The sequence below is a fragment of the Deinococcus aetherius genome, from assembly GCF_025997855.1.
Taxonomy (GTDB): Bacteria; Deinococcota; Deinococci; order Deinococcales; family Deinococcaceae; genus Deinococcus; species Deinococcus aetherius.
The window spans coordinates 39,449-61,748 of the sequence record NZ_AP026563.1 but is presented as its reverse complement, the minus strand read 5'-3'; the positions used below and the strand labels follow the sequence as shown (position 1 = coordinate 61,748).

The 22,300-nt window shown below is 68.3% G+C and carries 25 protein-coding genes and 1 pseudogene; 11 read left to right on the top strand and 15 right to left on the bottom strand.

Annotated features, from left to right (window positions below; all coding sequences use genetic code 11):
* Positions 1 to 360 precede the first annotated feature (360 nt).
* From DAETH_RS22610 to DAETH_RS22590, 5 genes are all read left to right on the top strand, one after another.
* Entirely contained in the window at positions 361 to 999 is a 639-nt protein-coding gene (locus DAETH_RS22610) for a DUF305 domain-containing protein (protein WP_264778790.1), read from the top strand.
* A 227-nt stretch (positions 1,000 to 1,226) separates the two neighbouring features.
* The gene (locus tag DAETH_RS22605; protein WP_264778789.1) at positions 1,227 to 1,367 is read left to right on the top strand and encodes a hypothetical protein; all 141 of its coding nucleotides are present in this window, start codon (positions 1,227 to 1,229) and stop codon (positions 1,365 to 1,367) included.
* Positions 1,364 to 2,146, top strand: a complete 783-nt coding sequence (locus tag DAETH_RS22600) for a TlpA family protein disulfide reductase (RefSeq protein WP_264778788.1) — start codon at positions 1,364 to 1,366, stop codon at positions 2,144 to 2,146. The genes DAETH_RS22605 and DAETH_RS22600 overlap by 4 nt, the downstream gene beginning before the upstream one ends.
* Before the next feature lie 234 nt (positions 2,147 to 2,380).
* Positions 2,381 to 4,009: a bifunctional metallophosphatase/5'-nucleotidase gene (locus DAETH_RS22595; protein ID WP_264778787.1), complete on the top strand. Its 1,629-nt coding sequence runs from the start codon at positions 2,381 to 2,383 to the stop codon at positions 4,007 to 4,009.
* A gap of 207 nt (positions 4,010 to 4,216) precedes the next feature.
* Complete coding sequence (locus DAETH_RS22590) at positions 4,217 to 6,631, top strand: UvrD-helicase domain-containing protein (RefSeq protein WP_264778786.1); 2,415 nt, start codon at positions 4,217 to 4,219, stop codon at positions 6,629 to 6,631.
* A 229-nt stretch (positions 6,632 to 6,860) separates the two neighbouring features.
* Here DAETH_RS22590 and DAETH_RS22585 read toward each other — a convergent pair whose 3' ends face one another.
* Positions 6,861 to 8,072, bottom strand: coding sequence for a toll/interleukin-1 receptor domain-containing protein (locus tag DAETH_RS22585; RefSeq protein WP_264778785.1), 1,212 nt, complete (start codon positions 8,070 to 8,072; stop codon positions 6,861 to 6,863).
* A gap of 307 nt (positions 8,073 to 8,379) precedes the next feature.
* Between DAETH_RS22585 and DAETH_RS22580 the strand changes: the two genes are divergently transcribed.
* Positions 8,380 to 8,619: a hypothetical protein gene (locus DAETH_RS22580; protein ID WP_264778784.1), complete on the top strand. Its 240-nt coding sequence runs from the start codon at positions 8,380 to 8,382 to the stop codon at positions 8,617 to 8,619.
* Between the two features lie 76 nt (positions 8,620 to 8,695).
* Here the strand turns inward: DAETH_RS22580 and DAETH_RS22575 are convergent, their stop codons facing one another.
* Positions 8,696 to 9,703, bottom strand: coding sequence for a transposase (locus tag DAETH_RS22575; RefSeq protein WP_264778887.1), 1,008 nt, complete (start codon positions 9,701 to 9,703; stop codon positions 8,696 to 8,698).
* A gap of 105 nt (positions 9,704 to 9,808) precedes the next feature.
* Here DAETH_RS22575 and DAETH_RS22570 point away from each other — a divergent pair, with 105 nt between their 5' ends.
* Genes DAETH_RS22570 through DAETH_RS22560 form a run of 3 tightly spaced genes read left to right on the top strand, consistent with a single transcriptional unit; the run spans position 9,809 to position 11,494 of the window.
* Positions 9,809 to 9,994, top strand: coding sequence for a hypothetical protein (locus DAETH_RS22570; RefSeq protein ID WP_264778783.1), 186 nt, complete (start codon positions 9,809 to 9,811; stop codon positions 9,992 to 9,994).
* Positions 9,995 to 10,168 (top strand): hypothetical protein, encoded by a 174-nt coding sequence (locus DAETH_RS22565; RefSeq protein WP_264778782.1) that lies wholly within the window; start codon positions 9,995 to 9,997, stop codon positions 10,166 to 10,168. It abuts the gene before it with no gap.
* Positions 10,169 to 10,192: 24 nt separating this feature from the next.
* Positions 10,193 to 11,494 carry an AlbA family DNA-binding domain-containing protein gene (locus DAETH_RS22560; protein WP_264778781.1) on the top strand — a complete coding sequence of 434 codons (1,302 nt, stop codon included), beginning with the start codon at positions 10,193 to 10,195 and terminating at the stop codon, positions 11,492 to 11,494.
* A 326-nt stretch (positions 11,495 to 11,820) separates the two neighbouring features.
* Here DAETH_RS22560 and DAETH_RS24755 read toward each other — a convergent pair.
* Positions 11,821 to 12,003, bottom strand: a pseudogene (locus DAETH_RS24755) (hypothetical protein); the annotation flags it as partial.
* Positions 12,004 to 12,096: 93 nt separating this feature from the next.
* On the opposite strand from DAETH_RS24755, the gene DAETH_RS22555 reads away from it, so the two are divergent.
* Positions 12,097 to 12,549: a hypothetical protein gene (locus DAETH_RS22555; RefSeq protein WP_264778780.1), complete on the top strand. Its 453-nt coding sequence runs from the start codon at positions 12,097 to 12,099 to the stop codon at positions 12,547 to 12,549.
* Positions 12,550 to 12,552: 3 nt separating this feature from the next.
* Here DAETH_RS22555 and DAETH_RS22550 read toward each other — a convergent pair whose 3' ends face one another.
* The 12 genes from DAETH_RS22550 to DAETH_RS22495 all read right to left on the bottom strand — a co-directional run bounded on the left by DAETH_RS22550 (position 12,553) and on the right by DAETH_RS22495 (position 21,465).
* Positions 12,553 to 12,855 carry a hypothetical protein gene (locus tag DAETH_RS22550; protein ID WP_264778779.1) on the bottom strand — a complete coding sequence of 101 codons (303 nt, stop codon included), beginning with the start codon at positions 12,853 to 12,855 and terminating at the stop codon, positions 12,553 to 12,555.
* Between the two features lie 163 nt (positions 12,856 to 13,018).
* A complete protein-coding gene (locus DAETH_RS22545) occupies positions 13,019 to 13,738 on the bottom strand; it encodes a hypothetical protein (RefSeq protein WP_264778778.1) in 720 nt (239 codons plus the stop codon).
* 25 nt (positions 13,739 to 13,763) lie between these two features.
* Complete coding sequence (locus DAETH_RS22540; RefSeq protein WP_264778777.1) at positions 13,764 to 14,078, bottom strand: hypothetical protein; 315 nt, start codon at positions 14,076 to 14,078, stop codon at positions 13,764 to 13,766.
* Positions 14,079 to 14,310: 232 nt separating this feature from the next.
* Positions 14,311 to 15,045: a PRTRC system ThiF family protein gene (locus tag DAETH_RS22535; RefSeq protein ID WP_264778776.1), complete on the bottom strand. Its 735-nt coding sequence runs from the start codon at positions 15,043 to 15,045 to the stop codon at positions 14,311 to 14,313.
* Positions 15,045 to 15,743, bottom strand: a complete 699-nt coding sequence (locus tag DAETH_RS22530) for a hypothetical protein (RefSeq protein ID WP_264778775.1) — start codon at positions 15,741 to 15,743, stop codon at positions 15,045 to 15,047. The genes DAETH_RS22535 and DAETH_RS22530 overlap by 1 nt, the downstream gene beginning before the upstream one ends.
* A gap of 75 nt (positions 15,744 to 15,818) precedes the next feature.
* Positions 15,819 to 16,889, bottom strand: coding sequence for a hypothetical protein (locus DAETH_RS22525; protein ID WP_264778774.1), 1,071 nt, complete (start codon positions 16,887 to 16,889; stop codon positions 15,819 to 15,821).
* 20 nt (positions 16,890 to 16,909) lie between these two features.
* On the bottom strand, positions 16,910 to 17,065 hold the full coding sequence (locus DAETH_RS22520) for a hypothetical protein (RefSeq protein WP_264778773.1): 156 nt from the start codon (positions 17,063 to 17,065) through the stop codon (positions 16,910 to 16,912).
* A 34-nt stretch (positions 17,066 to 17,099) separates the two neighbouring features.
* Positions 17,100 to 17,321 (bottom strand): PRTRC system protein C, encoded by a 222-nt coding sequence (locus tag DAETH_RS22515; RefSeq protein WP_264778772.1) that lies wholly within the window; start codon positions 17,319 to 17,321, stop codon positions 17,100 to 17,102.
* A gap of 48 nt (positions 17,322 to 17,369) precedes the next feature.
* On the bottom strand, positions 17,370 to 17,813 hold the full coding sequence (locus DAETH_RS22510) for a hypothetical protein (RefSeq protein WP_264778771.1): 444 nt from the start codon (positions 17,811 to 17,813) through the stop codon (positions 17,370 to 17,372).
* 56 nt (positions 17,814 to 17,869) lie between these two features.
* A complete protein-coding gene (locus tag DAETH_RS22505; protein ID WP_264778770.1) occupies positions 17,870 to 18,949 on the bottom strand; it encodes a hypothetical protein in 1,080 nt (359 codons plus the stop codon).
* Positions 18,950 to 19,263: 314 nt separating this feature from the next.
* The gene (locus DAETH_RS22500) at positions 19,264 to 20,919 is read right to left on the bottom strand and encodes a UvrD-helicase domain-containing protein (protein WP_264778769.1); all 1,656 of its coding nucleotides are present in this window, start codon (positions 20,917 to 20,919) and stop codon (positions 19,264 to 19,266) included.
* A gap of 12 nt (positions 20,920 to 20,931) precedes the next feature.
* Positions 20,932 to 21,465, bottom strand: coding sequence for a hypothetical protein (locus DAETH_RS22495; RefSeq protein WP_264778768.1), 534 nt, complete (start codon positions 21,463 to 21,465; stop codon positions 20,932 to 20,934).
* Between the two features lie 254 nt (positions 21,466 to 21,719).
* Between DAETH_RS22495 and DAETH_RS22490 the strand changes: the two genes are divergently transcribed.
* Positions 21,720 to 22,298: a hypothetical protein gene (locus DAETH_RS22490; RefSeq protein WP_264778767.1), complete on the top strand. Its 579-nt coding sequence runs from the start codon at positions 21,720 to 21,722 to the stop codon at positions 22,296 to 22,298.
* Positions 22,299 to 22,300 lie beyond the last annotated feature (2 nt).

Sequence of the window (22,300 nt, the reverse complement as noted above, 5' to 3'; positions counted from 1 at the left end):
CTCTGACCCGCTGACTGGGGCCGCCCAAACCCTGTGGCAGCCGGGCCCTCCTATCGAAGGCCGCCCACCAGAAGGACCGTGGTCGGCGACCAGTTCACGGACGCTCCCGGTCAACTGTGCTCGAAGGTTCGCGTGCCCTGTTGAGGAAGGATTGTGTCTGACAGACGCGGCATCACGCGTTGTCTATTTCCACACCGACCAAACAGCAGAACACCGAATGCCGACCGGAGGTCCCGAGATGAAGACCAAGACGAGCCGTTCCGCCGTCCTCGTCTCCAGCATCAGCTCCTGCTCGTCGCGTGCGGGAAAACCCCGCCGGCAGCCGAGACGGCCACGTCTCCGGGTGCGGAGACCACCTCGGTGCGAACGTCCGCCCCCGTCACCAACACGCCCTGGCGGGCCGAGAGTGACGTCAGCGCTGCCCGGGTCAAGGCACAGCGGCTGAACCTCAAGCTCACGCCGGAGTACGTGCCGCTCGGGCGGCGCTCCCTGGAGTCGCTGCGGAACAAGGCGGCGGACGCGTTCAACATCGCCTCCATGTCGCAGACCATTCGGCACCACCCGTACGCCAGCTCCATCTCCGAGGCCGAGGTGCGGAGCGGCCAGCGTCCCGAGGCCCGGCAGGCCGCGCAGATGATCACTGAGCGGCACACCCAGCGGAGCAACCAGCTGCGGACCTGGCTCCAGCAGTGGTCCAACATCGACCCCGTGCGCGAGGAGCAACGGCTGGTGGGTCTCGACCTCGCCCCCCTCTTCCAGCTCACCCGCGACGAGACCCTGGTGGGGCGCCTCGTGGAAAGTGACCGGGCCTGGCGCGAGGGCAGCGTCCGCAGGCACGAGCGGATCATCGCCTCGCAGATCGCCGTCCTCATGGCCATACGCCCGGAACTCAGGGACTTCGCGCTGAATGTCGTGCAGAGTCGGCCGGTGCAGCGCGCCCAGTTCCAGGCCTGGCTGATGCTGTGGTACGGCCAGACCATCGAGACGCCCGCCTCCTGACCACGCTACGGTCGGCGGCCGGGTCGGGAAAGGTGGACCTCAACCGGCACAGGGAGCAGCCCGCCCCCTGTGCTTTCTGACGTGTCCCGGCCCGGCAACACGATCTTTACACGCCTGCCGGACAATCGGCCGGGTGCCTTACCTCGCACAGCCGGGGGCGGTGAACCCTCCCGGGCAACGCGGACGGCCCGGGGAGGCCCGGCCGTTCAGGCCCCAGGAGGACCACCTTGACCCCTCAGGACTGCCCGCCCATGCCCAGCCTGTTTCCCCCGGACGCCCGGCTGCCCTTCCTCCCCGGCGGCGGGACCGCCGGGGCATCCCGGGCCGCGTCCCAGCGTTCGTCCCGTCTCCACCGGGAGTGCCCGTGAACATCGGGCCGGACGCCCTGAAGCTCGGCCCGCTGGTGCTCGGCTGGTCGCAACTCACCCTGGTGCTCGGCCTGCTGGCCTGGTCCTCCCTGGCGCGCTTCCGGGGCGCGATGGAAGCCGCGGTCGTGGCCCTGGTCACCGCCCGCCTCTGGGCGAACCTCCCCGGCCTCTTCGGACAGCTCGGTCAGTCGCCCGGCGCCGGGCTGCTCGAACTGCTCGACGTCCGGCGTGGGGGCTGGGCGTGGGGGCCAGGCCTCGCGGCGGGCCTGCTGGCCCTGTGGCTGCCCCGCCGGCGCCTGCCGGACCGGCTGGCCCTCCCGCTGCTCGTCACGGTCCTGGCGGGCGTGCTGCCCCTGCTGCTCAAGCCCACTCCCGGGGTGCAGACCTTCCCGGCAGTGCCCTTCCCGCGCCTCGCGGGCGACGCGGTCTCGCGCCCTGCCGCGCTGCCCCGCCCGGGCGTCGTGAACCTCTGGGCCACCTGGTGCCCGCCCTGCCGGGCCGAGATGCCGCTCCTGATGCGCGCTGTCCAGGCGGGTGAACCCGTGGTGCTGCTGAACGTCGGCGAGCCGGCCGGTCGGGTGGGGGCGTTCCTGCGCACCTACCCGGCGACGAACGCCACCTGGCTGGGCGGTGAGGCCGTCACCGGCACCCTGCGGGTCAGCGGCTTTCCCACCACCTTCGCGGTGAATGCCCAGGGCCGCATCGTCGCGCGGCACCTCGGCCCCCTGAGCAGCGCTCAGCTGCAAGCCCTGATCCGGCAGGCGAAGGAAACGCGCTGAGGGGCCCACTGCCCCTGCCGCCCGCATTTCCGAACGACCTACACCGAAGAGACTCACTCCTCCTGGGGTGCCCCGGTTTCTCGTTTCTCCTCACCGCCCCGCTTCACCATCGGCCGTCCCGTGATCCTTACACTCAAGGCACGCTCACCAGCCAAGGCCCTCATCCTGCCCCTCAAGGGGTGAGACCACGTTCACAACGGGTGCGCCCCTCTCGTCCCAGGAGCAGGAGGACCTATGTTCATCAAGACCGCACCGCTCGCCGCCCTGACCCTCGCGCTCGTCGCCTGCTCGCCCGGTCCCGTCCCCCCGGCGCAGCCCGTCACCCTCCAGTTCCTCGACGTCTCGGACTGGCACGCGCAACTCGACCCGCTGAGTGTAGGCAGCGGCGCGAGCGCCTACCAGGTGGGCGGCGCGGCGGTACTCAGCGCGTATTTCAAGCAGGACCGCGCGGCCAACCCCAACACCCTCACCCTGACGGGGGGAGACGCGTACGGGGCGTCCCCGCCCCTGTCGGGCTTCTTCGGCGAGGTGCCCGCCGTGGAGGCCATGAACGTCATGGGCTTCGACGCGGACACCTTCGGCAACCACAACTTCGACCGGGGCCTCACCTTTCTCCAGAACCTGATCGACCGGGCCAAGTTCTCGTACCTCTCCGCGAATCTGCAACACCTCGACGCGAACCTGAAGAACGTCGCCCCGTACAAGATCTTCACGGTCGGTGAGGTGAAGGTCGCGGTGATCGGGCTGACCAACCCGGAGGCGCCCACCCTGGTCGCGCCGGGCGCCCTCGGCACCCTGCAGGTCACTGACCCCGTCGCTGCCGCGACCCAGGCGCGGGCGGCCGCGCAGGCCCAGGGCGCCCAGGTCTTCGTGGCGATCACGCACCTGGGCGTCACGGGCAAGGATGCGGCCACCCAAGCGGCAACCGGTCCCCTGATCGATTTCGCGGGGAGCGTCCGGGGCTTCGATGTGATCTTCGGCGACCACACCAACGAGCAGTTCAGCGGCTTCGTGGGAGACGCCCTCGTCGTGGAGAACCTTAGCAAGGGGGCGAGTTACGCGAAGGTGAACGTCACCTACGACCTGACCAGCCGCCGGGTGACGGACCGGGTGAACACCTTCGTCGAGCCGCGCATGGACGCCGTCACGCCCGACCCCGCCGTCGAGCAGGTGCTCGCCCCTTACCGTGCCCAGCTCGCCCAGCAGCTCGACCGCCGAGTGGGCGTGGCGACCGATGTCTTTCCCCGTGGCAGCAACATTGAGCGCCTGGGGGAGGTCGCGCTGGGCGACTTGATCGCGGACGCCTTCCGGACACGTTACGGCACCCAGCTTGCCATTCAGAATGGCGGGAGCATCCGCAGTTCCCTGCCCTCCAGCTACGCGCCGCAGGACAAGAACCTGCGACGGCCCACGCCCGGGTACCAGCCGGGGCCGCCCTATGATCTGGTGGCGGGGGACGTGTACTCGGTGTTGCCCTTCGGGAATACGGTGGTCACCCGCACGGTCACCGGGGCGCAACTGTACGCGGCGCTGGCAAATAGCGTCTCGGCCCTGCCCGGGGCGAGCGGACGCTTCCTGCAGATCTCGGGTTTCTCGTTCGCCTACGACGTGAGCAAGGCGGTCGGCTCCCGGATCGTGAGCGTCACCCTGGACGGCGGCACGCCGATTCAAAAGGACGCCACGACCTACACCCTCGCCCTCAGCGACTTCACCAACAGCGGCGGGGACGAGTACACCATGTTCAATGACGGGCAGGGCACGACCCGTGAACCCGACGCGCAGGTCGTGCTGGAGTACATCCAGGGGCTCGGGACGGTCACGCCCACCGTCGGGCAGCGCATCCGGGCCGTCACCGGAACCTGAAGCGGGTCAACTCCAGGAGATCAGAATACCGTCCCAAACGTCATTCTTCCGTGCATCAGAGTGACGAACCGAAGTTGACGGCCCATTGGCGTCACTCCCCGTTCCAACTCTAGTGCGACCCACGCTCGGCGGTAGCCTCCCGAAAAGGAGCCCCGCGGGGAGCTTTCGTCGCAATACTGGGCGCATGGTCCAGCTCAGCGGTGCCCCGTGACTCCCCGCCCCACCTACCCCGTCGTCCTGATCCCACCGCGTCTCCAGCAGGCGCTCGCCTCCAGTCCGGACCTCCCCGCGTTCGACGTCCCCCCGCCGACTGAGGACGCCTTCCCCCCGAACCTCTCCCCCGGTAAGAGTCTCCTGTCCACCTTCTACGGCCTGTTCAGACTCAAAGGGCAGGCGGACACCCTGACCGCCCCCGAACGTCAGGCCGCCAGGGACCGGTACGCCGCCGCCGTGCGTCAGCACGGACAGGCCCGGGCCGAGTTCGAGGCGGCCGAACGCGCCAAGCTCACGCCCGAAGTCCTGCACGCCCACCGGCGGCGGAAGGTGGCCGCCCTGCTGGAGAGCGGCGCCGTGGAGGGGGTCGGGGAGAGCTTCGCCCTGGCCGGTCTAGCGGAGATGCACCTGTTCGAGCAGCTCCAGCGGCACTTTCCGAACCGCATCCTGCGGCGCCGACTGCTGGCGAGCGGTCAGAAGACCTACCACCCCGATTTCCTGTACTTCGATCCCGCCCACCGCTTACGCATGGATATCGAACTCGACGAGCCGTACGGCCTGGGTCACAGGCTGCCCATTCACTTCATGGAGTTCGACGCGAGGGCGCAGGCCTACCGCAGTGGGGACGAGGTCCGGGACGAGGCCTTCCTCGCGGCCTGCTGGCCGGTGATCCGGTTTTCGGAGCAGCAGGCCGTGGAGAACCCGGACGGCTGTGCCCGGGTCGTCGCAGAGGTGGTGGAGCGGTTGACGGGTCAGGGCACCCCTTCCCTGAAGGAGGTCTTGCCCGTCTCGGCGCACCCACGCTGGACGCGGGAGGAGGCCAACGTAATGGCCGCCGGGGACACCCGCCTCCACCTCACCGCCCACGTCAAACGGGTCGACGAGAAGCCCGCCCCGAAACCGCAGCGGGTGTTCGTCCCTTCCGAGTACCAGCAGCGGATCTTCGACTTCTTGGAGTTCGAGGATGGGCACGGGCTCGTTATCGCGGTCGCCGGGAGCGGCAAGAGCACCACCCTGCTGGAGAGCGTGAAGGTCATCAAACGCGGTGATGCCCGCGCCCGGATCGCGGTGCTGGCCTTCAACCGCAGCATCCGGCATGAGCTGGAGACGAAGCTCGGCGAGGCGGGGGTCGACGACGTGGAGACGGCCACCCTGAACGGGTTCGGGATGCGGGTGCTCAACCGGCGCAAACGTGGGATCAAGGTAGATCAGCACAAGGCGGCGGGCATGCTCAACCGGGCGGCCCTGGACGTGTTGGGGACCCGGCTGACTCAGGACGACCTGAAGCGTGTCCGCAACCTCTACGAGAAGTTTCAGAGCTATGTCCACTGCGATCCTTCGGACCCGGACCACTACGCCCGACTGGCCCGGCAGTACAACGTCACGGACGCCGAAGGGCTGCAACCGGTCGTCGCCCGTGCCCTGGACCTGACCGTGGCCACCTACCAAGCCCAGAACCTGATCAGCCTCGACGAGCAGAACTACCTGCCCGTGAGGTTGAACCTGCCCATGCAGCCATACGACTTCGTGTTCGTGGACGAGTGCCAGGACCTGACCCAGACGCAACTGGAGCTGGTGCGGCGGGCCGCCGGGGAAACAGGACGGCTGCTCTTTGTGGGGGATCCCCGGCAGGCCATCATGGGCTTTCGTGGGGCGGACAACAACAGCGTCGAGAACATCAGGCGGCTGCCTAGTCCGCCCCGGGAACTCAAGCTGACCGTCAGCTACCGTTGCCCGAAATCCCATGTCCGGCGAGCGCAGGCCTTGATGCCCGCCATCGAGGCGGCGCCGCACGCCCGGGAGGGGGAGGTCTTCGAGGTGGGCTGGGCACAGGCGTTCGGGTACGTCCGGGAACGGGATCTGCTGTTCTCCCGCAACAACGACCTGGTCGACCTGATCGTGCTGGAACTGCTGTCCCGGGGCCTGACCCTGGATTACGAGGGTCAGGCGGCACTTCGCCCCGACAAGTCGGACCAGGAGGAGGCCCTGGAGAGCGATTCGGGACGGGTCCGCAAGGTGGTGACGGAGCTGCGGAACCTCGCGGCGGGCTTCGTCCCTGCCAGCGCGCCCAGGGCCCGCCCCCCGCTCGGCCCCAGGAACAAACCACTGAAGGTCCTGCCGCCGTGGGTGCTTGGCCGGTTGCACGAGCAGGCGCAGCGCTGGGATGGCGGTGAATTCAGGACCTTCGTGGAGGCGGTGACGGCGCCGGACCCCCGGATGGGCGTGCGGGTGTCCAGTGCCCACCAGGCCAAGGGACTGGAAGCGGACCGGGTCTTCGTGATGGGCTATCCGCTGTTCGCCAAACTGCGGCAGGATCAACAGGAGTGGGAACGGCAGCAGGAGGAGAACCTGAAGTACGTCGCGCTCACGCGCGCCCGGGAGACGCTGTACCTGGTGGGACTGCCCTGAGATCACCCATACAGGACAGTCTCCAGCGAGGACAGGGCCTGAGGTCGGGTCGTCACGCTTGGATTGATGGCTACCACCGTGGCGCTCCTGGGGACCTGCGGCTAGGCGGCGCTCAGCTGTTCTCGCGCCGCCAACGGAGGAAGCCATCGGTCCCGCACCCCGAACGGTCAGGATCACGCCCTCACCGGGTTGGCAGCGCAGGTGGCCCATGGGTACAGCTTCAAAAAGCTCAGTTCAGCGGGAGCCGGAGCCGGGCGCGCAGGTCCTCGATCAGCTGGCCGAGCCGTTCGACCGCGGGCTGAACGTCGTTCATCCGCGCGAGGTCGCTCCACATCTGTTCGCGCCCGGCGCTGCCGCCGATGGCCGCCGTGAACCCGGGGCTGGCCTCCTCGGCGGCGTGCAGCCGTTCTCGCAGGGTCTGGCCCTGCCGCCGGAGGGGCGCCGTGTTGACCGGCGGGTTCGAGCGGTAGTGGCTGAGCGCTTCCCAGGCGTCCCGGACGGCCGCCTCCAGAAGCCGGAGTGTCTCGGGCTCGTCCGGGCGTTGGGCCGTCGCCGCGGGCGCGCCCGGTCTGACCCGTTCGAGGTGATGGTCTTCCCGCACCTGACCGGCGTCCCCGGAGCTGACCTCGAGGAGCGTGGGAACCGGACGGCCCAGCGCCTGGCCGAGCAGGCCGGGAAACGCCGGATCGAGCCACAACTCGTCATAGGCGGCCGTCCCCGACAGCTCGTACGTTTTCCCTGGCCCCGACGGCCCCTGGGTTCGGTGTTGAAACCGCTGCTCGACCAGGCCGTGGTCCCTCAGCACGGCCAGGGCGGCGTGGGCACCCTGTTCATGGTCGCCCAGGGTGTACTGGTGTCCCCCTGCCCGCAACTGCTGCGGGAACTCCGGTTGACTGCAGGCCCGGGTGAGCGTGGCGACCGCGACCGCGACCGTGTCCAGGTCCCGATGCCTCGCGCCCTGCTCGGCGGCCTGGACCACGTCGAGGAAGGGCTGCCAGTCCACGGTCGGCGCCCGCATCTCCACATCCTGGGCGAGGTTGGTCACCAGCTTGTTCAGGGCCCGGACGTCCGTCGCGCTCAGGCCGTTGTGGTTCACGTATGGCGGGGGAAGCTGGGCCGGGCTCAGGCCGGAATGACAGATGGGGGTGACCGGCTTGTTCTGAACCCACAGCGCGCCGAACTCGATGTTCACCCAGGGCCGCCGCAGGGCGGCGGGGCTCAGGATCAGCAGGCCGTACCGGGTGGCCTTGAGGGCGTCCTGAATGGTCCCGTTGAAGTCTGCCCCCATCCGGATGCTGCGGTCATCCGACGACACGAAAATGTTCACCTGGCCGAGAAAGGCCTGGTCGAGCAGCTCCTGGAGCTTGAGGGCGATCTCCTGTTCGGCGCTGAAATGCGAGATGAAAATCAAGGGGCGATCTGAGGGCGTCCGGCGGGCCATGCCTTCAGTATCCCGCCTCACTCCGGGCGGCGGGGCGGACCCCAATCCGGGAGCGGCCGAGAGGAGCACGCTGGGGTGGAGAGGTGGTCGGGCGCGTTCTGGAAGGTCAAGGGGCCATTCCCTTCCTGGTGTTGGCAAGGTGCAGGGAGCCCCGCCAGGGAGAGCTGCCCGGAGGGCACGGAGCGGGAGTCGACGGGGAGCGGCACAACCAGCAGGGCGGGGACCGGGGACGCGAGCGGACCCGTCATCCGGGCCTCGGTGGCGGCGCGCCCGGCGCGGAACATGAGCGCAACGTGGCAGCGCGGAGGTGTTCGCCCACCTCCCCGCGCCGGTGGACGAGGGGCTGACGGCGCAGGCCCCGACCGCCCGGCGACCGATGGGCCATCCCGCCCAGGTCGCCTGGATGGGCGTGCTGCGTCTCAAGCAGGAAGCGCATGCGGTGCGGGCCCGGCTGGGCCCGGGATACCCGGCGCAGGGCCAGGCCCTGGCCGTCCCCATGCTCGAGCTGTTTTACGGCCTGCTGGACATGCGGGATGACGAGCCATGAACTCAAGACCTGTTGCGCAGTAGTTGAAGGGCAGCGGGGCGACGGTTCACGTCGCCCCGCTGCCCTACGCTAGGTTTCAGGTCGTGGGCAGGAGGAGTCGGCGTTGCCAGCGGAGATTGACGAGTCCGGCGACACAGCCCCATATGACCCCATGCCGTTTGGGCTCGTTTCGGAAGAACTCCTTGCAGGCGCGGAACTTCTTCATCCGATTGATGACGTTCTCGGCGGTGATCCGTACCTTGGAGATCAGACGGTTCAGCTCACGTTGCTCCAGGCTCAACTCGCCCTTCTTCGGGCGCTTGGCGGGCACGATGGTCTCGCGCTCGGGGTAGACCTTCTCCAGCCCGGTGTACCCACGGTCCCCCCACACTCGGACATGGGGGGGCAAGCGGTTGATCAAGCGCGACCGTTTAAGCACCTTCATGTCATGAGTGCGACCGCTGGCGGTCGCACTGAGATGGACGACCTGCCCTTCGGGCGTCACCGCCACCTGGGTCTTCAGGGTGTGCGTGCCCTGCTTGACGCTATAGAACCGCTTCTTGTCCTTGGGCCGCCCCACCGCTTTCTTCCCCGGCGTCTGGCCCTTCTTCACCTTCGGCTGCCCCCGGGGCTGCTCGGTGCCGTCCACGATCACGTCCGTCAGCTCGGGGAACACCTCCAAGAACTCCTCCAACGAGCGAATCTTTCTCGGCTTCTTGGTCTGGTTGCCCGCAACCTCATCCGGCTTGGCCTGGAGGGTCCGGGAACGCAGGGGAGCAGGCAACGCCTGCTCCAAGACGGGCAGCAAGCCGTGGATGTTGCGGCAAACATTCGCTGCGTCCAGGTCAAACAGGATGCCCAGGACGTGCATTGTGAAGTACTGGCGCAGGTAGAGCAGCGTGACGAATAATCGCTGGCTCAGGTCAAGCTTGAAGGTGTTGCCCGCACCGATGCGCCGAACCCGTCCGGCGCCCAGCAGGGAGCGGCGGTGGGCCTGCTCCCACAACGGCTCCAGTTTGCTCAGCAGCCGCTCGAACTCTTCGGGAGTCAGCCCCACCAGACGCTCGAAGGAACGTGCTCGGGACTTCAGCTTGTCCAGCCGCAACACCCCCCGAACCTACCCGGCCACCCCTCTATCGCGCAACAGGTCTTCAGGCATGGGAGGAACACGGCGCCCTGGAGCAGGGGAAAAGCGTCCATCAAGCAGCGCGTGAAGGGCGGCCTCACCGCCCCGGGTCTGACCGAGCCGCAGATCGAGCCGACGCCCGACGAGGATGACGGGCGGTACGGCCTGCCCTGCGCCGCCAAGCACGGCACCCCGCCGGTGCAGCAGACGACCGGGGGAACGTTTCTGGGCGACACCTTCATCGCCGGCCCGCAGGACGACACGGTGTAGATGGAACGGCGCAGCGCTGCCCTGGTGATGGACGCCGTGTTCAGGGCCACCTCGCTGGCCGCCCTGGTCGTCCTGGGGTACCCCGTCCCCGAGCCGGTGCGGTCCCTGCTGCAAGATGACGTGGGCCGCTGTCGTGAGCGGGCCCGGTTCGCGCTGGACGACCTGATCGCCTGAGCGCGGCATACTGGTGGGCGGCAGATGCACTTCCAGGACTTTCAATCGTTGTTAGGCTACGGGGAATCCGACTGGCTGGATTACAAGGCGGCGCTTGGCCCGGGCATTGAGCAGCCCGGCCTGCCCAAGGAGGTCCGGGCCCACGCCCAGGCCGAACTGCTCAAGGACCTGATGTGCCTGGCCAACAGCCCGGCGCCGCGCCGGACGCGGTACCTGGTGCGGGGGGTCAAGGACCGCCCCGACGGCCGGCACGTCGTCGGCGCCGCGCGGCCGCTGGATGACGCCGACGTGCAGACCTGGCTGGAGGGCCGCTTCGATCCGCCCCTGCAGGTGCAGTACTGGCAGTGGCCGTGGGCGGACGGCACCTTCGTGGGCGTGTTCGAGCTGCGCACGGCGCCGGGCGTGGTGCATGTCCCGGCCCGTTCGCTCGGGCAGGCCCTCGTGGAGGGCCAGGTCTGGTGGCGCCGCGGCTCGCGCAACACCCTGGCGGGCCGCGAGGGTCTCCAGGTGCTGTTCGGCCCTCCCCAGCCCGCCCCACTGGTCGGCTGGACGTTTTCGGACGGGGGCTGGGACGACCGCGCGTTCGTGGACCCACAGGTGAACCGGGTCATTCAGGACGGGCGCGCCGCCCTGCCGCCCCGCCTGGAGGAGGCCGTCGCCCAGCTGCGGGCCCTGGCGGCGCGCCCGCTTCCGTCCGGGGACGTGCCCGACACGGTGCTGGGCCTGTCCGGCCCTCAGCCCGCGGTGCCCGCCGTGCTGGACCCGGCGCAGGTGAAGGTGCTCCGGTCGCGGCTCGCGGGGTGGGGCGTGCAGGTCCCGGCCGAGGCGTTTCAGATGCGGGGGGTCTGGGCCGCCACGCCTCACGTCTGGCCGTCGCCGTGGCAGGCCCTCGGGCAGGGCGCGCCCACCGGACCGGGGCTGGCGTGGTACGAGGCCTTCGCCGCCCTGGTGCGGCTGCTGGACGGGCATGCCCGGGAGGTCGAGGGGCTGAAGCAGTCCGCCGCGCGACCCCGCGTGACCCTCGCGGTGCGCAACGAGGGGGTGGGCGCGCTCGTGGAGGGGCACCTGCAACTCGTGCCGGTCGGGAACCTGCGCTTCAACTTCGGGGTGCTGGCCCGCGTGTTGCCCGGCCAGTCCCCGCGGGAGCTTCGCCCCGGACCCTCCGGCTCGGCGCAGGTCATGCTGGGCACCTTGCCCCCTCAGGGGAGCTGGACGGCCGGGAACCTGCCGCTGGAACGCGCCTGGGGCGAGCCGAGCGTCCTGAGATACGAGGTCACGGCGCGCAACCTGCGTGGGGCCGTGCGGGGCGACCTCGTGATCGCCTGACGCTCGGCCCCGCTCTTCGAGCCGTCCCCGGCATTTGGGGAGGTAGGGATCAACCCTGACAATCGGCATGGAGGAAGAGAAGCCCAGCTGTCTGTGGCGATCGGGGCGACCAAATTTCTCAGGCGCACTCCGTTGAAGGTGGTCCACCCGTGAGGCTCGCGTTCGGAGGTGGCGTGGCCCAGCCCCAGAGCTTGGGGGGTCAAAGCTGGGCTTCCGGCTCGGAAGCCCCCTCCTGACCGCTGGACTGGGACTCCACCTGCGTTCGCAGCACGGACAGCTGGAGGGGCAGCTTGTCCACGCGCCAGGCCAACACCCACCAGGCCGTGCGCCGAGTCGTTTCGCAGGTTCACGCCGAACCGCTCCACAAACGTGCCGCGGAGAGCGAAGACCAGGTTCTCCCCCAGGATTTTGCCCGGCGGCTCCGCCGTGTAGCCGAAGCGCTGGCTCGGTGCGGAGGTGAAGCGGGCGCGTGGGCACCCCGCATGCCCGTCATGAGTCGAGATCGCCACCTTCTCGCTGATCTTGCCCGCAGGTCAAGTTGAACGCTGGGATTGTGAGGCGGAACCTGGTTGTCCATCTTTTCGCGGCGTCACGCTGGTGGAATGGACGGGTCGCCGTGGTACCTGCTGACGGGTACGCTGGTCGCCGCAACCCTGGCGGCGAGTTTCCACCGGGCGCACGTCGACTGGCGGGAGAACCAGCGCCTCCTCCTGCTGGTGCTGGCCTCGGCCTTCCTGTGGCCGCTGGTGCTGGTGATGCTCTGGCTGGACCGGCAGCGGGTGATGGTCCGGACGACGGTCCCGCATGTGATCCTGTGGCTCTCGGACGTGGAGGGCCCGACGCGGCTGCGGGTGTTCAGGCGGGAAGTGCGGCTGCGCTGGCGGCACCGCCGGGCGCTGGTGCTCGGCCCGCTCACGTTGCTCGTCCGGCCCCGCCCGACGCTGGACGCCCCGCTCCTCTTCGCGCCTGGGCGGGTGATCCTCACGCCGCTGCTCTTCCAGGTGCAGGTGCTCTGGCGGCACCACGGGAAGGTCCCCGCCCGCGACCTGCTGTGAGTCTCACCAGGGCAGGAGGAGGTGGCTGACCTCGGGTGGGGACAGGGGGGCGGGCGCCGGACGGCCCACCAGGGTGAAGTGCCCCGGACCACCCCAAGCCAGGGCGTCGTCGAGCAGGACCAACAGGTCCTCGAAAGAAGCGTCGTCACGCGGCCCAATGGGTTCACCAGCTTCGTCGGTGACCCGCAGGCTGGCGGTGCGGCGGCGCAGGGTGATGCTGACGTAGGCCGCGTGGGGGCCGTAACACGTCCGGACACGCTGGGCGGAATGGTGCGGGACATCCTGGGTGTGCTTGAGCTGGCCCATGCCCGCCTCCCACGCCGCCCGGCGTGAGGGCAGACACCCGGAACCCTCGGTCAGGGTCGAGGGTGCTCAAAGCAGCAACAGGCGCCTGCTGAGAACAAAAAAGACAATTTCAACGTCGCTTCTGTGGCAGCCTCAATGTCAGGCCGCCCTCACCGGACCGTGTTCAACGCTGAATAGTGACATCAGCGGCCCATCCGGCGTATCCAAGGTAAGCGCCAGGTTCCCATTCACGGGTATCCAGAACGACCCGGATGCCCGCCCGCACAGGCGCCTCCACCTGCGGCAGGTCGTGCCCCTGGGTCGAAGGCTGGATCCAGTACAGCACGTCGGGTCGGTCTCGCAACAACCGTTGCAGGGTGCCAGGCTTCATATCGAAGCCCTCGTCGTAATACCTGAGCAGGTACGGGCTGATGGCCGGAACGCCTGGTGTGGAACCGGCAATCCAGCGTTCAAACCCGTGCAAGGCGACCCGTAAGCCCTGCTGGAGATGAGCGCGTATCAGCGCGCGGGTGTAGCTATGCCGGGGGTCATCTTCTTCTCCAACAATCATGAGCGTGCTCCAGGAGCCATGCTGCGCTTTGGGGTCCAAGCGCACAGGGTCGTCCAGGAAGACACTCGTGTGGATGCCGTACCCCTGATATTGGATGCGGCTCAGTGTTCCTGCAACACCCGTCGTGTCTGGAGAGTTCATGTCCAGTTTTGAGATACGCTGCTTTACCCCCTCGATGTGGTCATGGGTGATAGGCGTCAGGTCCTCATAGAACACGTCTTTTCCTTGATACCGCTGGATTTTGAGATAACCGGGGTGCAGGCGGACCGTGATCGCGCCAGTTACTTGTTTCAGCGCGTTGCGAAAGGCAGCCCGCTGCCCGGGAGGCACCATATCGGCCAGGACATCGCGTGTTTGGTCATGCGTGAGTGTCCACGCGCTGGCGAGCGCTCATCAGCTGCGGTCGAGAGACGTCAAAGCCTCGTGCCCCATCCGGGCGTTTCAGGGTCTGCAGGCGAACCTCGACGCGGTGTGCAGCGCGCCCGAGGTCCCAGGCCCAGTTGCCGGGGCGGGTCGCGATGAGGTGCGGGAGGTCGTGGAGGCCGTGCGCGGCTCCCAGGGCGGCGGCCATCAGTTGCTCGCATTGCGCGACGCTGGGCACGAGCTCAAGGTTCAGGTGCGAGAACGCAGTGTGCAGATTGAGGGCTTGATGCCGAAGAGCGCGGTCGTCCATAACAGTCCTGTCCGCGCGTCATCTGGGTTGGTCGGGTCCTCGCTTGCCGTCCCGGGGACGCGCGTTCAGGGCTGAGTTGGAGCGCAGCTCGTCGTGAACCGTGAGCGCCGGGGCGCCTGCGAGGGGTCACACCTGTGTTTTGAGCATACACGATCAGGAGCATCTGGAACAGCGCCTTCGGGACGAGCGGCGTACAGCAGCCGCCTCGTCATCTCCTGTGAATCGCTGCCTCTTAACACCACCGGCTGCTCAGCGCCGCGCCGCGCAACTCGAAGTACCGGGCGTGGTGCGTGAGTTCCCCGTGCCGGAAGAGTTGCCACAGCAAGTCCAGGGCGTGCGTCGCCACCATCCGCCCCACGAAGAGGTCCTGACGGCTCAAGGCCTCGATGGCGCTGCAACTCGGCGCGTCGTCCTCGGGCACAGCGGTGTCCATCAGTTCCGGGTGGAGTTCCGTCGCGCAGGGCAGATGATGCTTGAGGCGCTTGCCCGCTTCCCGGGGCGTCCCGAGGACGACCTGACCCGTCGTGAGGTCGTTGCCGCAGTCCAGCCAGTACCGCCAGGTGTACAGGCCCCTCCCGTGCGCGGCGAGGTGCAGACTCCTGCGGGCCGCCCGGGAATCGACGCAACTGATGACCAGGTCCCAGGGCGCCCGGGCGCGGTGGCCGCTGAACTTGAGGGGGACGGCGACCCAATCGAGATTGCACGCGAGGTTCACGCGAGTAACGAGCACCTCCGCCTTGTTGCGTCCTAGGTCGCTGTGGTGGTAGCGCTGCCGGATCAGGTTGGCGTGGCTCACCTCGTCCGGGTCGAAGGCGGTGACATGCAGGCCGGCGTGGTCCAACGCCCGGAGCGCCAGATGCAGGTGGGTGAGCCCGGTCAACACTTCGCTGCCCGTACCGCCCACACCGACGACGGCGACCTTCAGGCGTTCCCGGCCCAGAAAGCTGGAGGGGAGCTTGTGAGGCATCATCGCCCTCCCAAAGCCTCTTCGAGGGTGAGGCCCGCCGGGACCAGCCACTCGTCCTTGAACTCGCCCGCTTCCCGAACGGCGTCCCACAACTCGCGGTAAGTCCCTCCTGTCGCCCAGCGCTTCTGGCTGTCGGCGGGTTTGACGAAGTTGGAGTAGAAGAAGGCCTGCGTCCAGGCGTCGGCGTTCTCGGGGGTGATGGCTCCGGGGCGTTGCATGCTGCCGTTGCACACGGCGTGGTTGCTGAAGATGTTGAAGTACGGCGCCCGGTACAGCGGCGTGTTCCCGGTGGGTCGCTCCGTGCCCCGCAGGGCGTAGGCGAACATCTGCGCTCCCCGGGTGACGAACAGCAGGCGCGGTTGGGGAAAGATCTGCCCGTCCAGGGCGGCCACGGCCTTGTCCGTTGCTCCTTGAAACAACAATCGCCGTTCCTGGCGCTCGATGACCCAGGCGAGGGAGCCGACGCCCAGGGCGACGACGTGCTCAGGCACGAGGGTCAGGGTCTGCATAGCGTTGAGTTTCAGCAACATCTCGATGGTGTCCCTCGTGACGTTGACGCCCTCGGCCATGTACAACGCTCCGTCCCGTTCTCCCAGGGCGTGCTGCATGACGATGCCCTGTTCCTGCCGAGGGTCGGTGTACACGATCAGGGCGACCCGGGCGTGCACCTCGGGCAGCGCATTCAATTCCAGTTGCATGCGGTCCCTCGCCCCCGCCCCTGCGGGGGAGGGTCGAAAGCGAAAACGGGACGGAGGGCCTCTCCCCCCGTCCCGTCAGTCGTCGGTATCGATGATCAGGTCCGTGACCGTTTCCAGGTGCCGTTCCGCGTCCCGGTACAGCCGCACGAGCTGCACCGCCCGCTCGGCGTCCTGGCGCGTATGAATCCGGATCAGCAGGTTGTCCATGAAGCCCTCGGTCTGGGAGGCGAGCTGCCAGGTTTCCTCCAGCCGTTCCTGCACGGCGTTCAGGTACCCGCTCGCGGTGCGCCCGCCTTGCCCGGAGAGGATCACGGTGGGGTGACGCCGGAACTCCCCGCGCGCACAGGTCGCCGCGAGGTCCTCGTCACAGAGCAGTTCGTACACCGTCTGGTCGATGTCCCGCAGGGCGATCAGGGCCCCGGCGATGTTGGCCACCCGCTCCGCCCACAGCCCCGTGTGTTTCCCAGCCACCTCTAGCATCTCCTCGGGCGAGAGACGGTACTTGGTGCTCACGGCGGGCAGGGCCTCGGTCATCCCGATCAGCCGCAGCAGGTCGCCTGGCGGCGTGCAGCGGCCCTGCGCCTCCGTCACCACTTCCGCCCGGGTGGGGGAACGGCCCAATTCCTTGCGCAGTTCGGCGTGGATGTCCCGCCAGAAGCCTTTAGCGCTGCCCTCGTGCTCGAACATCTCCGCGTCCTCCAGGGCGTCGATGGCGGTGTACACACTCCAGGTGCTGCGGGTGAACAGGCTCAGGTCGGCAAGAACGCTGCCGAGCAGGTACGGGTGCAGTCGGTGCAGGGCTCGCCGTGCCCCGGTACACGAGAACGCGGCGCATTGCGGGGCGTGCGCGAGGGTGAGAACGAGTTCGTGCACGCCGCGGGCTTCCTCCGCCTGCCCGCCTTCCCCGGTCTCCTCGTACCAGGTGAGGTGCAGATTCCGCCAGCCGCACTCCAGGGCGCCGGGCGTGCCGTTCACCCGCCGGAGGTAAGCGTGGAGGGTCTCCCGCCTCTTGGGCGGCACGGCGGGCAACAGTCCGACCTCGATCAGGGTCGCCAGCAGGGGCAGGGCACCTTCCAGCCGCGATAGGGCCGCCGCGTTCACCCGGGTAGCAGGGACATCTGATAAGGGCAAGCCGCTCAACGTCAATTGCGACAGGCTGAGCGAGCTCAGGGCAGCAGGGGAATCTCCCGGGGCGAGAGGAGGAGCGGAGTTGGATCGTGCCGGAGCTGGAGGAAGATCTGACACAGCCGCTGATGGCTGGAGGCGTCCTTCCCGGGGGCGAAGCGCCCGACGTGGGCGGGCAGGAGGGGTTGCCCCCTCACCCAGCCCGCCACCTGCTCGGGGGACCATGTCGGCTTAGCCTTTGGTGCCGAGGCGCTTTTTGACGGTGTAGACACGCTGGCCCTCCTGAAGTTCCGGGCCTTCGACGACCGCCGTGGCGAGTTCGGGGGTGGTGAGGGCGTGGATCTTCACGACGTCCTCGACGCTGGCAGTGGGGTTGACGTCGGCGAGGTCGCGGCCCTCGAAGACGATCTTGCGCTGGACTGCGGTTACGGTCACTTCATGGCTCTGGGTCATGGGGAACCTTCCTTTCGAGGAGCACACCCCGGCGGGAGCCGGGGAGGGTCAAGGGCGTGGTTGGAAGAACGCGAGGAGGTCAAGGGCCAGCGCGGCACGGTCGCGGATACCGGCGTGGTCGCGGGCGTGGGCCAGGCGGGTGACGCTGCCTAGAACCTCGTGGGCGAGGGGAATTGCGCGCTGCTGAGGGGCACCGTGCTGAATCAGCAGCACCGCGAGGGCCTCGTGGGTGTCGGCGGCCGTCGCTGCGGGATCGCTCGTCGGTGCGCTGTTGGTGTGAAGCGTTTGCTTGGTGAACAGGAAGCGGCCGTGGAGGGTGGTGACGAGCAGGCCCCGGTGGGTCTCATCCATCCCGACAACATCAGAGAGCGGAAGGGTCTGGTCGGCGGGCAGGGTACTGACGATTCGCCCGTCCTCGTTCAGGCGATGGCGGAAGGCGGGACGGAGTTGTAGGAGGGAGGTGGTAAGGCGGTCGGCGGCAGGTGCGTTCATCCAGGGCTCCTGGCAGGGCAGGCCCCCAGTCCACGGACTGGGGGGGGAGGAGCGGTTCAGAACAAGCCCGGAGCGCTGGTCTTTTTGAGGACATAGGCCGTCTTGGTTTCCTTGCCGGGCTTCACGCTCAGCTTCTGGGTCTGGGCCTCGTAGCCCTGGGCGTCGAGGCTGAGGGCGTACTCCCCGGCAGGCAGGGCCGTCTTCTTCCCGGCCTGGAAGGGATGGGTCTTCCCTCCCCCGTCGGTGAGGACGAGCGTGGTGTCCCTGGGTGAGACCTCGACGGTGAGGTGCCCTCCCTGGCTGGCTGGCGTGGCGGCCTTACTTGAGGCGGCCCTCAGTTTGGCCGTATTCTGGGTCGCCTGGCGGTGCGCCTCCGCGGCCGACCGGACAGTCGCGGCGTAGTGCGCCGTCTCCCGGGCGACGCTGCGGCCCTCCCGGTACTCCTCGAGCTTCACGCCAAGCTGGGTGTCGAGCGCGCTCGGGGCTCCCTTGACTTGCAAAGGTACTGCCGTGCTGTTCGGCTCGTCCTTGATTGGGGTGGGCTGCACGGTCACGAGGAGCGCATCCCCCACCCGGGCGAGGATCAGGCTGAGGGTTTCTCCTGCCCCGAGGGTGCTCGCGAACTGGCTGATCATTCCGACGCCCAGCGTCCCTTCCGGCCAGGTGACGGGTGGGCTGGCCTCCGGGACGTTGGAAGCGGTCCCCAGTCCCTCTGGGCCAGCGTCGTCTGCTGCTGAGTCCACGTCCTCGGCGGTCTCGCCCAGTTCAGTTTCACCCTCCTCGCTTTCCTCCCCGTCCTCCAGGCCCGGCGTGTCGTCAGTGGGGACCGGTTCAGGCGTCGTCTCCGGGTGGTCGAGCGCCTCGTCTACGGCCCCTTGTTCGGCACTGGTAGCGGGGACGAAGGGCAGGTTGACCAGGTGGGAGAGGGCCTGCACGTCGGCGAGGAGCTGCTCGGCAGCCGGGACGTGCTCTTTGGCGTCCTGGTTCTTCTTGAAGAGCCCGACCGCTTCCTCGTACAGGTCGGGGTGGTGACTGTGGAGGCGGGCCATTTCCCGCTTGAGGTCGTCGTGGACATCTTGCAGGGTGCGCCGGAGTTCGTCGAAGGGGAGCAGTGGAGCGGTGTTGCCCTGGGTCATGGTTGGAAACCTCCACCGCCCGCCCCACCGCGTCAGCGGTGAGGGTCAGGCCGATCCGGTGGGTGCTCAGGTGGCTGGCGGGGACGTCACCGGGAGCGCTCCGGCAGTGATCCCGGCCAGGATCACGCAGGTGCGGGTGTGGTCGACGCGGCGCCGAGGACCGTCCCAGACCAGGAAGTGGTGGCGCGGGGCATCCGTTCCTGGGTCTCCTTTCCTGGCAATTCCACTTTCTGCTGAGGCCGAGTGAGATCGGCTGGGAGCCTGCCGAGTGCCGAGCGGAGGCAGGCCAGGAGGGTGTTCCCTGCCCGCAGGTCTCACCTGCCCTCCCGTGCCCGCAAGCCCGTCGGGATGTGGCTGTGCTGGGCGTCCACGAAGAACAGGTCCCGCCTGCTGCGGGTGAAGGCGACGAACTGGAGACACCGCTCGGCCTGGAGCGCCTGCGGCGTCCTGGCCTTGGGGTGCGGCAGCAGAGCGGGCTCCAGGATGAACACGCGTTCGGCCTCCTGTCCCTTGGCACGGTGGACCGTGCTCAGGACGACGCTGCGTTCCGGGTCGCCTTGAAACAGCAGTCGGATATCGGCGACGAGCTGCCCCAGCGTCTGGGCACCCCCGGCCTCGAGGACCCGCGTGATCGTCGAGAGCCGGTCGGCGAGTCCGGCCAGGCGCAACCCCGGATCACGGCCCTCGCGCTCGGCCTCCCGGGTGAGCCGCTCGGCGAGGAAGGTGGCATACCCATTGAGCCGCCCGGTGATGTCGGTGAGCGGGAGGCGGTCCTGAACCTGGTCGCGCTGGGGCTTCGTTCCGTCGAAGGTAGCCGCGTCACGGGCGAAGGCGACCAGGCTGCGGGTGAGGTCTCGTCCCCGGACGATGGCCGGGATTCCTGCGGCTACCAGTCGGTAACACCAGTCGACGAGCGGCGCGTTCGTGCGACAGAGCGCCAGGTCGCCGGGCCTCGCCAGAGCAAGGAACTCCTCGCCGTCGAGGTCATCGAGGGTGCCCCCCGGTGCGCCCGGGGCGGCTTCGAGGGCTTGCCCAACCCTTCGGGCAAGTGCGACGTGCCGCCAGGGGCAACGGTAGGTGATCGACAGCGGCCGCCGGATGGCCCCGAACAGTTCGGTGAAGTGGCGCATGCTGTCCTGATCCGCGCCGTTGAAGCCGTAGATGCTCTGTGACTGGTCCCCGACGCCTACCACCCGGGTGTGCTCGTCGGTGGCCGCCTGCAAGAGGCCCAGGTGTGCACGGGAGAGGTCCTGAAGCTCGTCGACCAGCAGGAAGCGGTACGGCGTGCCCAGTCGCCAGCCGAACACTCCCGGAGCGAGCACCTGGTCGGTGAAGCTCATGACGCGCCCGTCCTGCAACAATTTTAGTCCCCGCCGCAGCACCTTCAGGGTCAGGGTATGCAGCGCCGTCTCCGCGCCGAGGATCGGGGCGTCCACGACGTCCATCGCCTCGGCCCAGTCTTCCAACCGGGGGTCCAATCCCAACGCGTGCCCCACATGCAGTTCGACACAGGTGCCCAGCCGCTCGGTGAGTTCTCGCCGGGCGGCGGGGGAGGCGACCCGAGCTTCGCAGACGATCTCGCGGATGAGGTCGTCGTACTTGCGCGGCTCGAATTTCAGGCCGCTGAGGTTCTGGGTACAGATCAGGTGACCCAGGCTGCTGACGGTGCGCACGTCGAACTCGGGCGGGATGACCTTCTTCAGCGTCCCCACGATGTCCTTGTTGAAGGCGAGGAAGGCGGCCTTCTCCCCCTGTGGCAGCAGGCTGAGTTCCAGGATCAGGGCGGCGATCATCTCCAGCAGGGCGGTTTTGCCGCTGCCCGGCCCGGCCTCCACGGTGATGGCGCGGACACCCTGGGTGACATCGTCGAGGATGGTGCGCTGATAGGCGCTGGGGGTGCGCTTCTGTCGGACGGTGGTCTTGGCGCCACGGCGGACGGCTTCGAGGTGGTCGAAGAGGGTCTGGTTCATGGCCCACCTCCTTCAGCGGAATACGAGGTCGAGCTGGCTGCCGATCTGGCCGGGGTCACTCTGGACTTCCAGCAGGTGCAGGCCGTCGAGCAGGCGGGCGAGTTGACGTTCCTGCCGGGTTTGCAGGGCGGCCAGGATCAGGTGCAGGTCGGGGCCGAGCGTCAACGAGAAGCGCCGAGACAGCAGGAGCCGTTGAAGATGGGGGAGGGCGTAAGCACCTGGGTAGGTGTCCAGGGCTTCTTGAAGCTGCGGCCAGACATCGGGGGGAGCGGTGACGGGCACCTGGGTGTGAAGGGCGAGTTGGAGAAGGGGGCTGACGCCTACCCCTAGGAACTCTCCTCGCTCGTACCGGAAGACCTGGCCCTGAAGGGTGAGGTGGTCGCCGTGACTGGGGGGTGGAGCTTGGGCTGTGAGTAGGAGGGGGTGCGCTCCGGGGTGAGTGAGGCGGCGGAGGGCGTCGGCGGGGTGTGGCGGACCCTCGGCGAGCGCGACGGCCTGCCAGGGGATGCCGTGGTACAGCACGGCGAGTGGGAGGGTGGAAGGCATGGCCGAGTGAGCCCCGGGCGGTCCCGGGGAGGGTCTATGGCGCTTCAGGTGGGCGCGTCGGGCTCCCGGAGGCAGCAGGGGAGTTCAACCTTTCCGAGTGTTATGTTGAGTAATAACAATGTAGGGTCAATCAAGCCCTCCCCCGTCCCCGCGCTTGCCCAAGCCCAAGCACCTCCAGCCCAGACGCATGAAGATCCACCTCCAGAAGAAAAACCCCGAACATCCGTGCCCGATACTGCGGCCAGTATTCCCCCATGACCGACCCCCAACCAGAAGCCCACTACGAGCAGTTCCAGGAAGGCAAGCACGTCGACGACCTCAACGTCGAGGACGTCAGCCTGACGCAAGCCCGTTTCATCCTGCGCGGTGCGACACAAGCCCGCCTCACCGACTTCCTGACCGACCACCCCCAGGCCGCCCTCGCCCTGCACGCGCTCCCCTCACGCTTCACCACAGGCCAGTACATCCCGGACACCCGCGCCCTCGAACTGAACACAGCCCGTGCAGGAGCGACCTTCGGGAGGACGGAACCCATCGGCCGGGTCGCCGCCGTCTCGGCCTGGGGAACCACCAAGGAGGAAGCGATGCAGATGAGCTTCGTGCACGAACTCGGGCACCACCTCCTGGAGCAGCATCCACCCGCCTTCGAGTTGGCCCTTGCCGCTGCCCGCCATCCGGAGGTCAGCCCCGTCAGTCTCCGGGCACGGTTCGACTGGCAGGAATACTCCTGCGAGACGCTGACCGGGTTCACCTTCTTCCGAACAGAACTCGTGCGTCACGATCCCGTCGGGCATAAGATGGTTCAGGAACTCCACGCCACGCTCAGGAGGTGACG

Excerpts from the sequence above, each read along its gene's own strand:
- DAETH_RS22595 (WP_264778787.1), top strand. The coding sequence starts at position 2,381 with ATGTTCATCAAGACCGCACCGCTCGCCGCCCTGACCCTCGCGCTCGTC.
- DAETH_RS22585 (WP_264778785.1), bottom strand. The coding sequence starts at position 8,072 with ATGGCCCGCCGGACGCCCTCAGATCGCCCCTTGATTTTCATCTCGCAT.
- DAETH_RS22565 (WP_264778782.1), top strand. The coding sequence starts at position 9,995 with ATGGAACGGCGCAGCGCTGCCCTGGTGATGGACGCCGTGTTCAGGGCC.
- DAETH_RS22560 (WP_264778781.1), top strand. The coding sequence starts at position 10,193 with ATGCACTTCCAGGACTTTCAATCGTTGTTAGGCTACGGGGAATCCGAC.
- DAETH_RS22555 (WP_264778780.1), top strand. The coding sequence starts at position 12,097 with ATGGACGGGTCGCCGTGGTACCTGCTGACGGGTACGCTGGTCGCCGCA.
- DAETH_RS22550 (WP_264778779.1), bottom strand. The coding sequence starts at position 12,855 with ATGGGCCAGCTCAAGCACACCCAGGATGTCCCGCACCATTCCGCCCAG.
- DAETH_RS22545 (WP_264778778.1), bottom strand. The coding sequence starts at position 13,738 with ATGGTGCCTCCCGGGCAGCGGGCTGCCTTTCGCAACGCGCTGAAACAA.
- DAETH_RS22540 (WP_264778777.1), bottom strand. The coding sequence starts at position 14,078 with ATGGACGACCGCGCTCTTCGGCATCAAGCCCTCAATCTGCACACTGCG.
- DAETH_RS22535 (WP_264778776.1), bottom strand. The coding sequence starts at position 15,045 with ATGCCTCACAAGCTCCCCTCCAGCTTTCTGGGCCGGGAACGCCTGAAG.
- DAETH_RS22530 (WP_264778775.1), bottom strand. The coding sequence starts at position 15,743 with ATGCAACTGGAATTGAATGCGCTGCCCGAGGTGCACGCCCGGGTCGCC.
- DAETH_RS22515 (WP_264778772.1), bottom strand. The coding sequence starts at position 17,321 with ATGACCCAGAGCCATGAAGTGACCGTAACCGCAGTCCAGCGCAAGATC.
- DAETH_RS22510 (WP_264778771.1), bottom strand. The coding sequence starts at position 17,813 with ATGAACGCACCTGCCGCCGACCGCCTTACCACCTCCCTCCTACAACTC.
- DAETH_RS22505 (WP_264778770.1), bottom strand. The coding sequence starts at position 18,949 with ATGACCCAGGGCAACACCGCTCCACTGCTCCCCTTCGACGAACTCCGG.
- DAETH_RS22500 (WP_264778769.1), bottom strand. The coding sequence starts at position 20,919 with ATGAACCAGACCCTCTTCGACCACCTCGAAGCCGTCCGCCGTGGCGCC.
- DAETH_RS22495 (WP_264778768.1), bottom strand. The coding sequence starts at position 21,465 with ATGCCTTCCACCCTCCCACTCGCCGTGCTGTACCACGGCATCCCCTGG.
- DAETH_RS22490 (WP_264778767.1), top strand. The coding sequence starts at position 21,720 with ATGACCGACCCCCAACCAGAAGCCCACTACGAGCAGTTCCAGGAAGGC.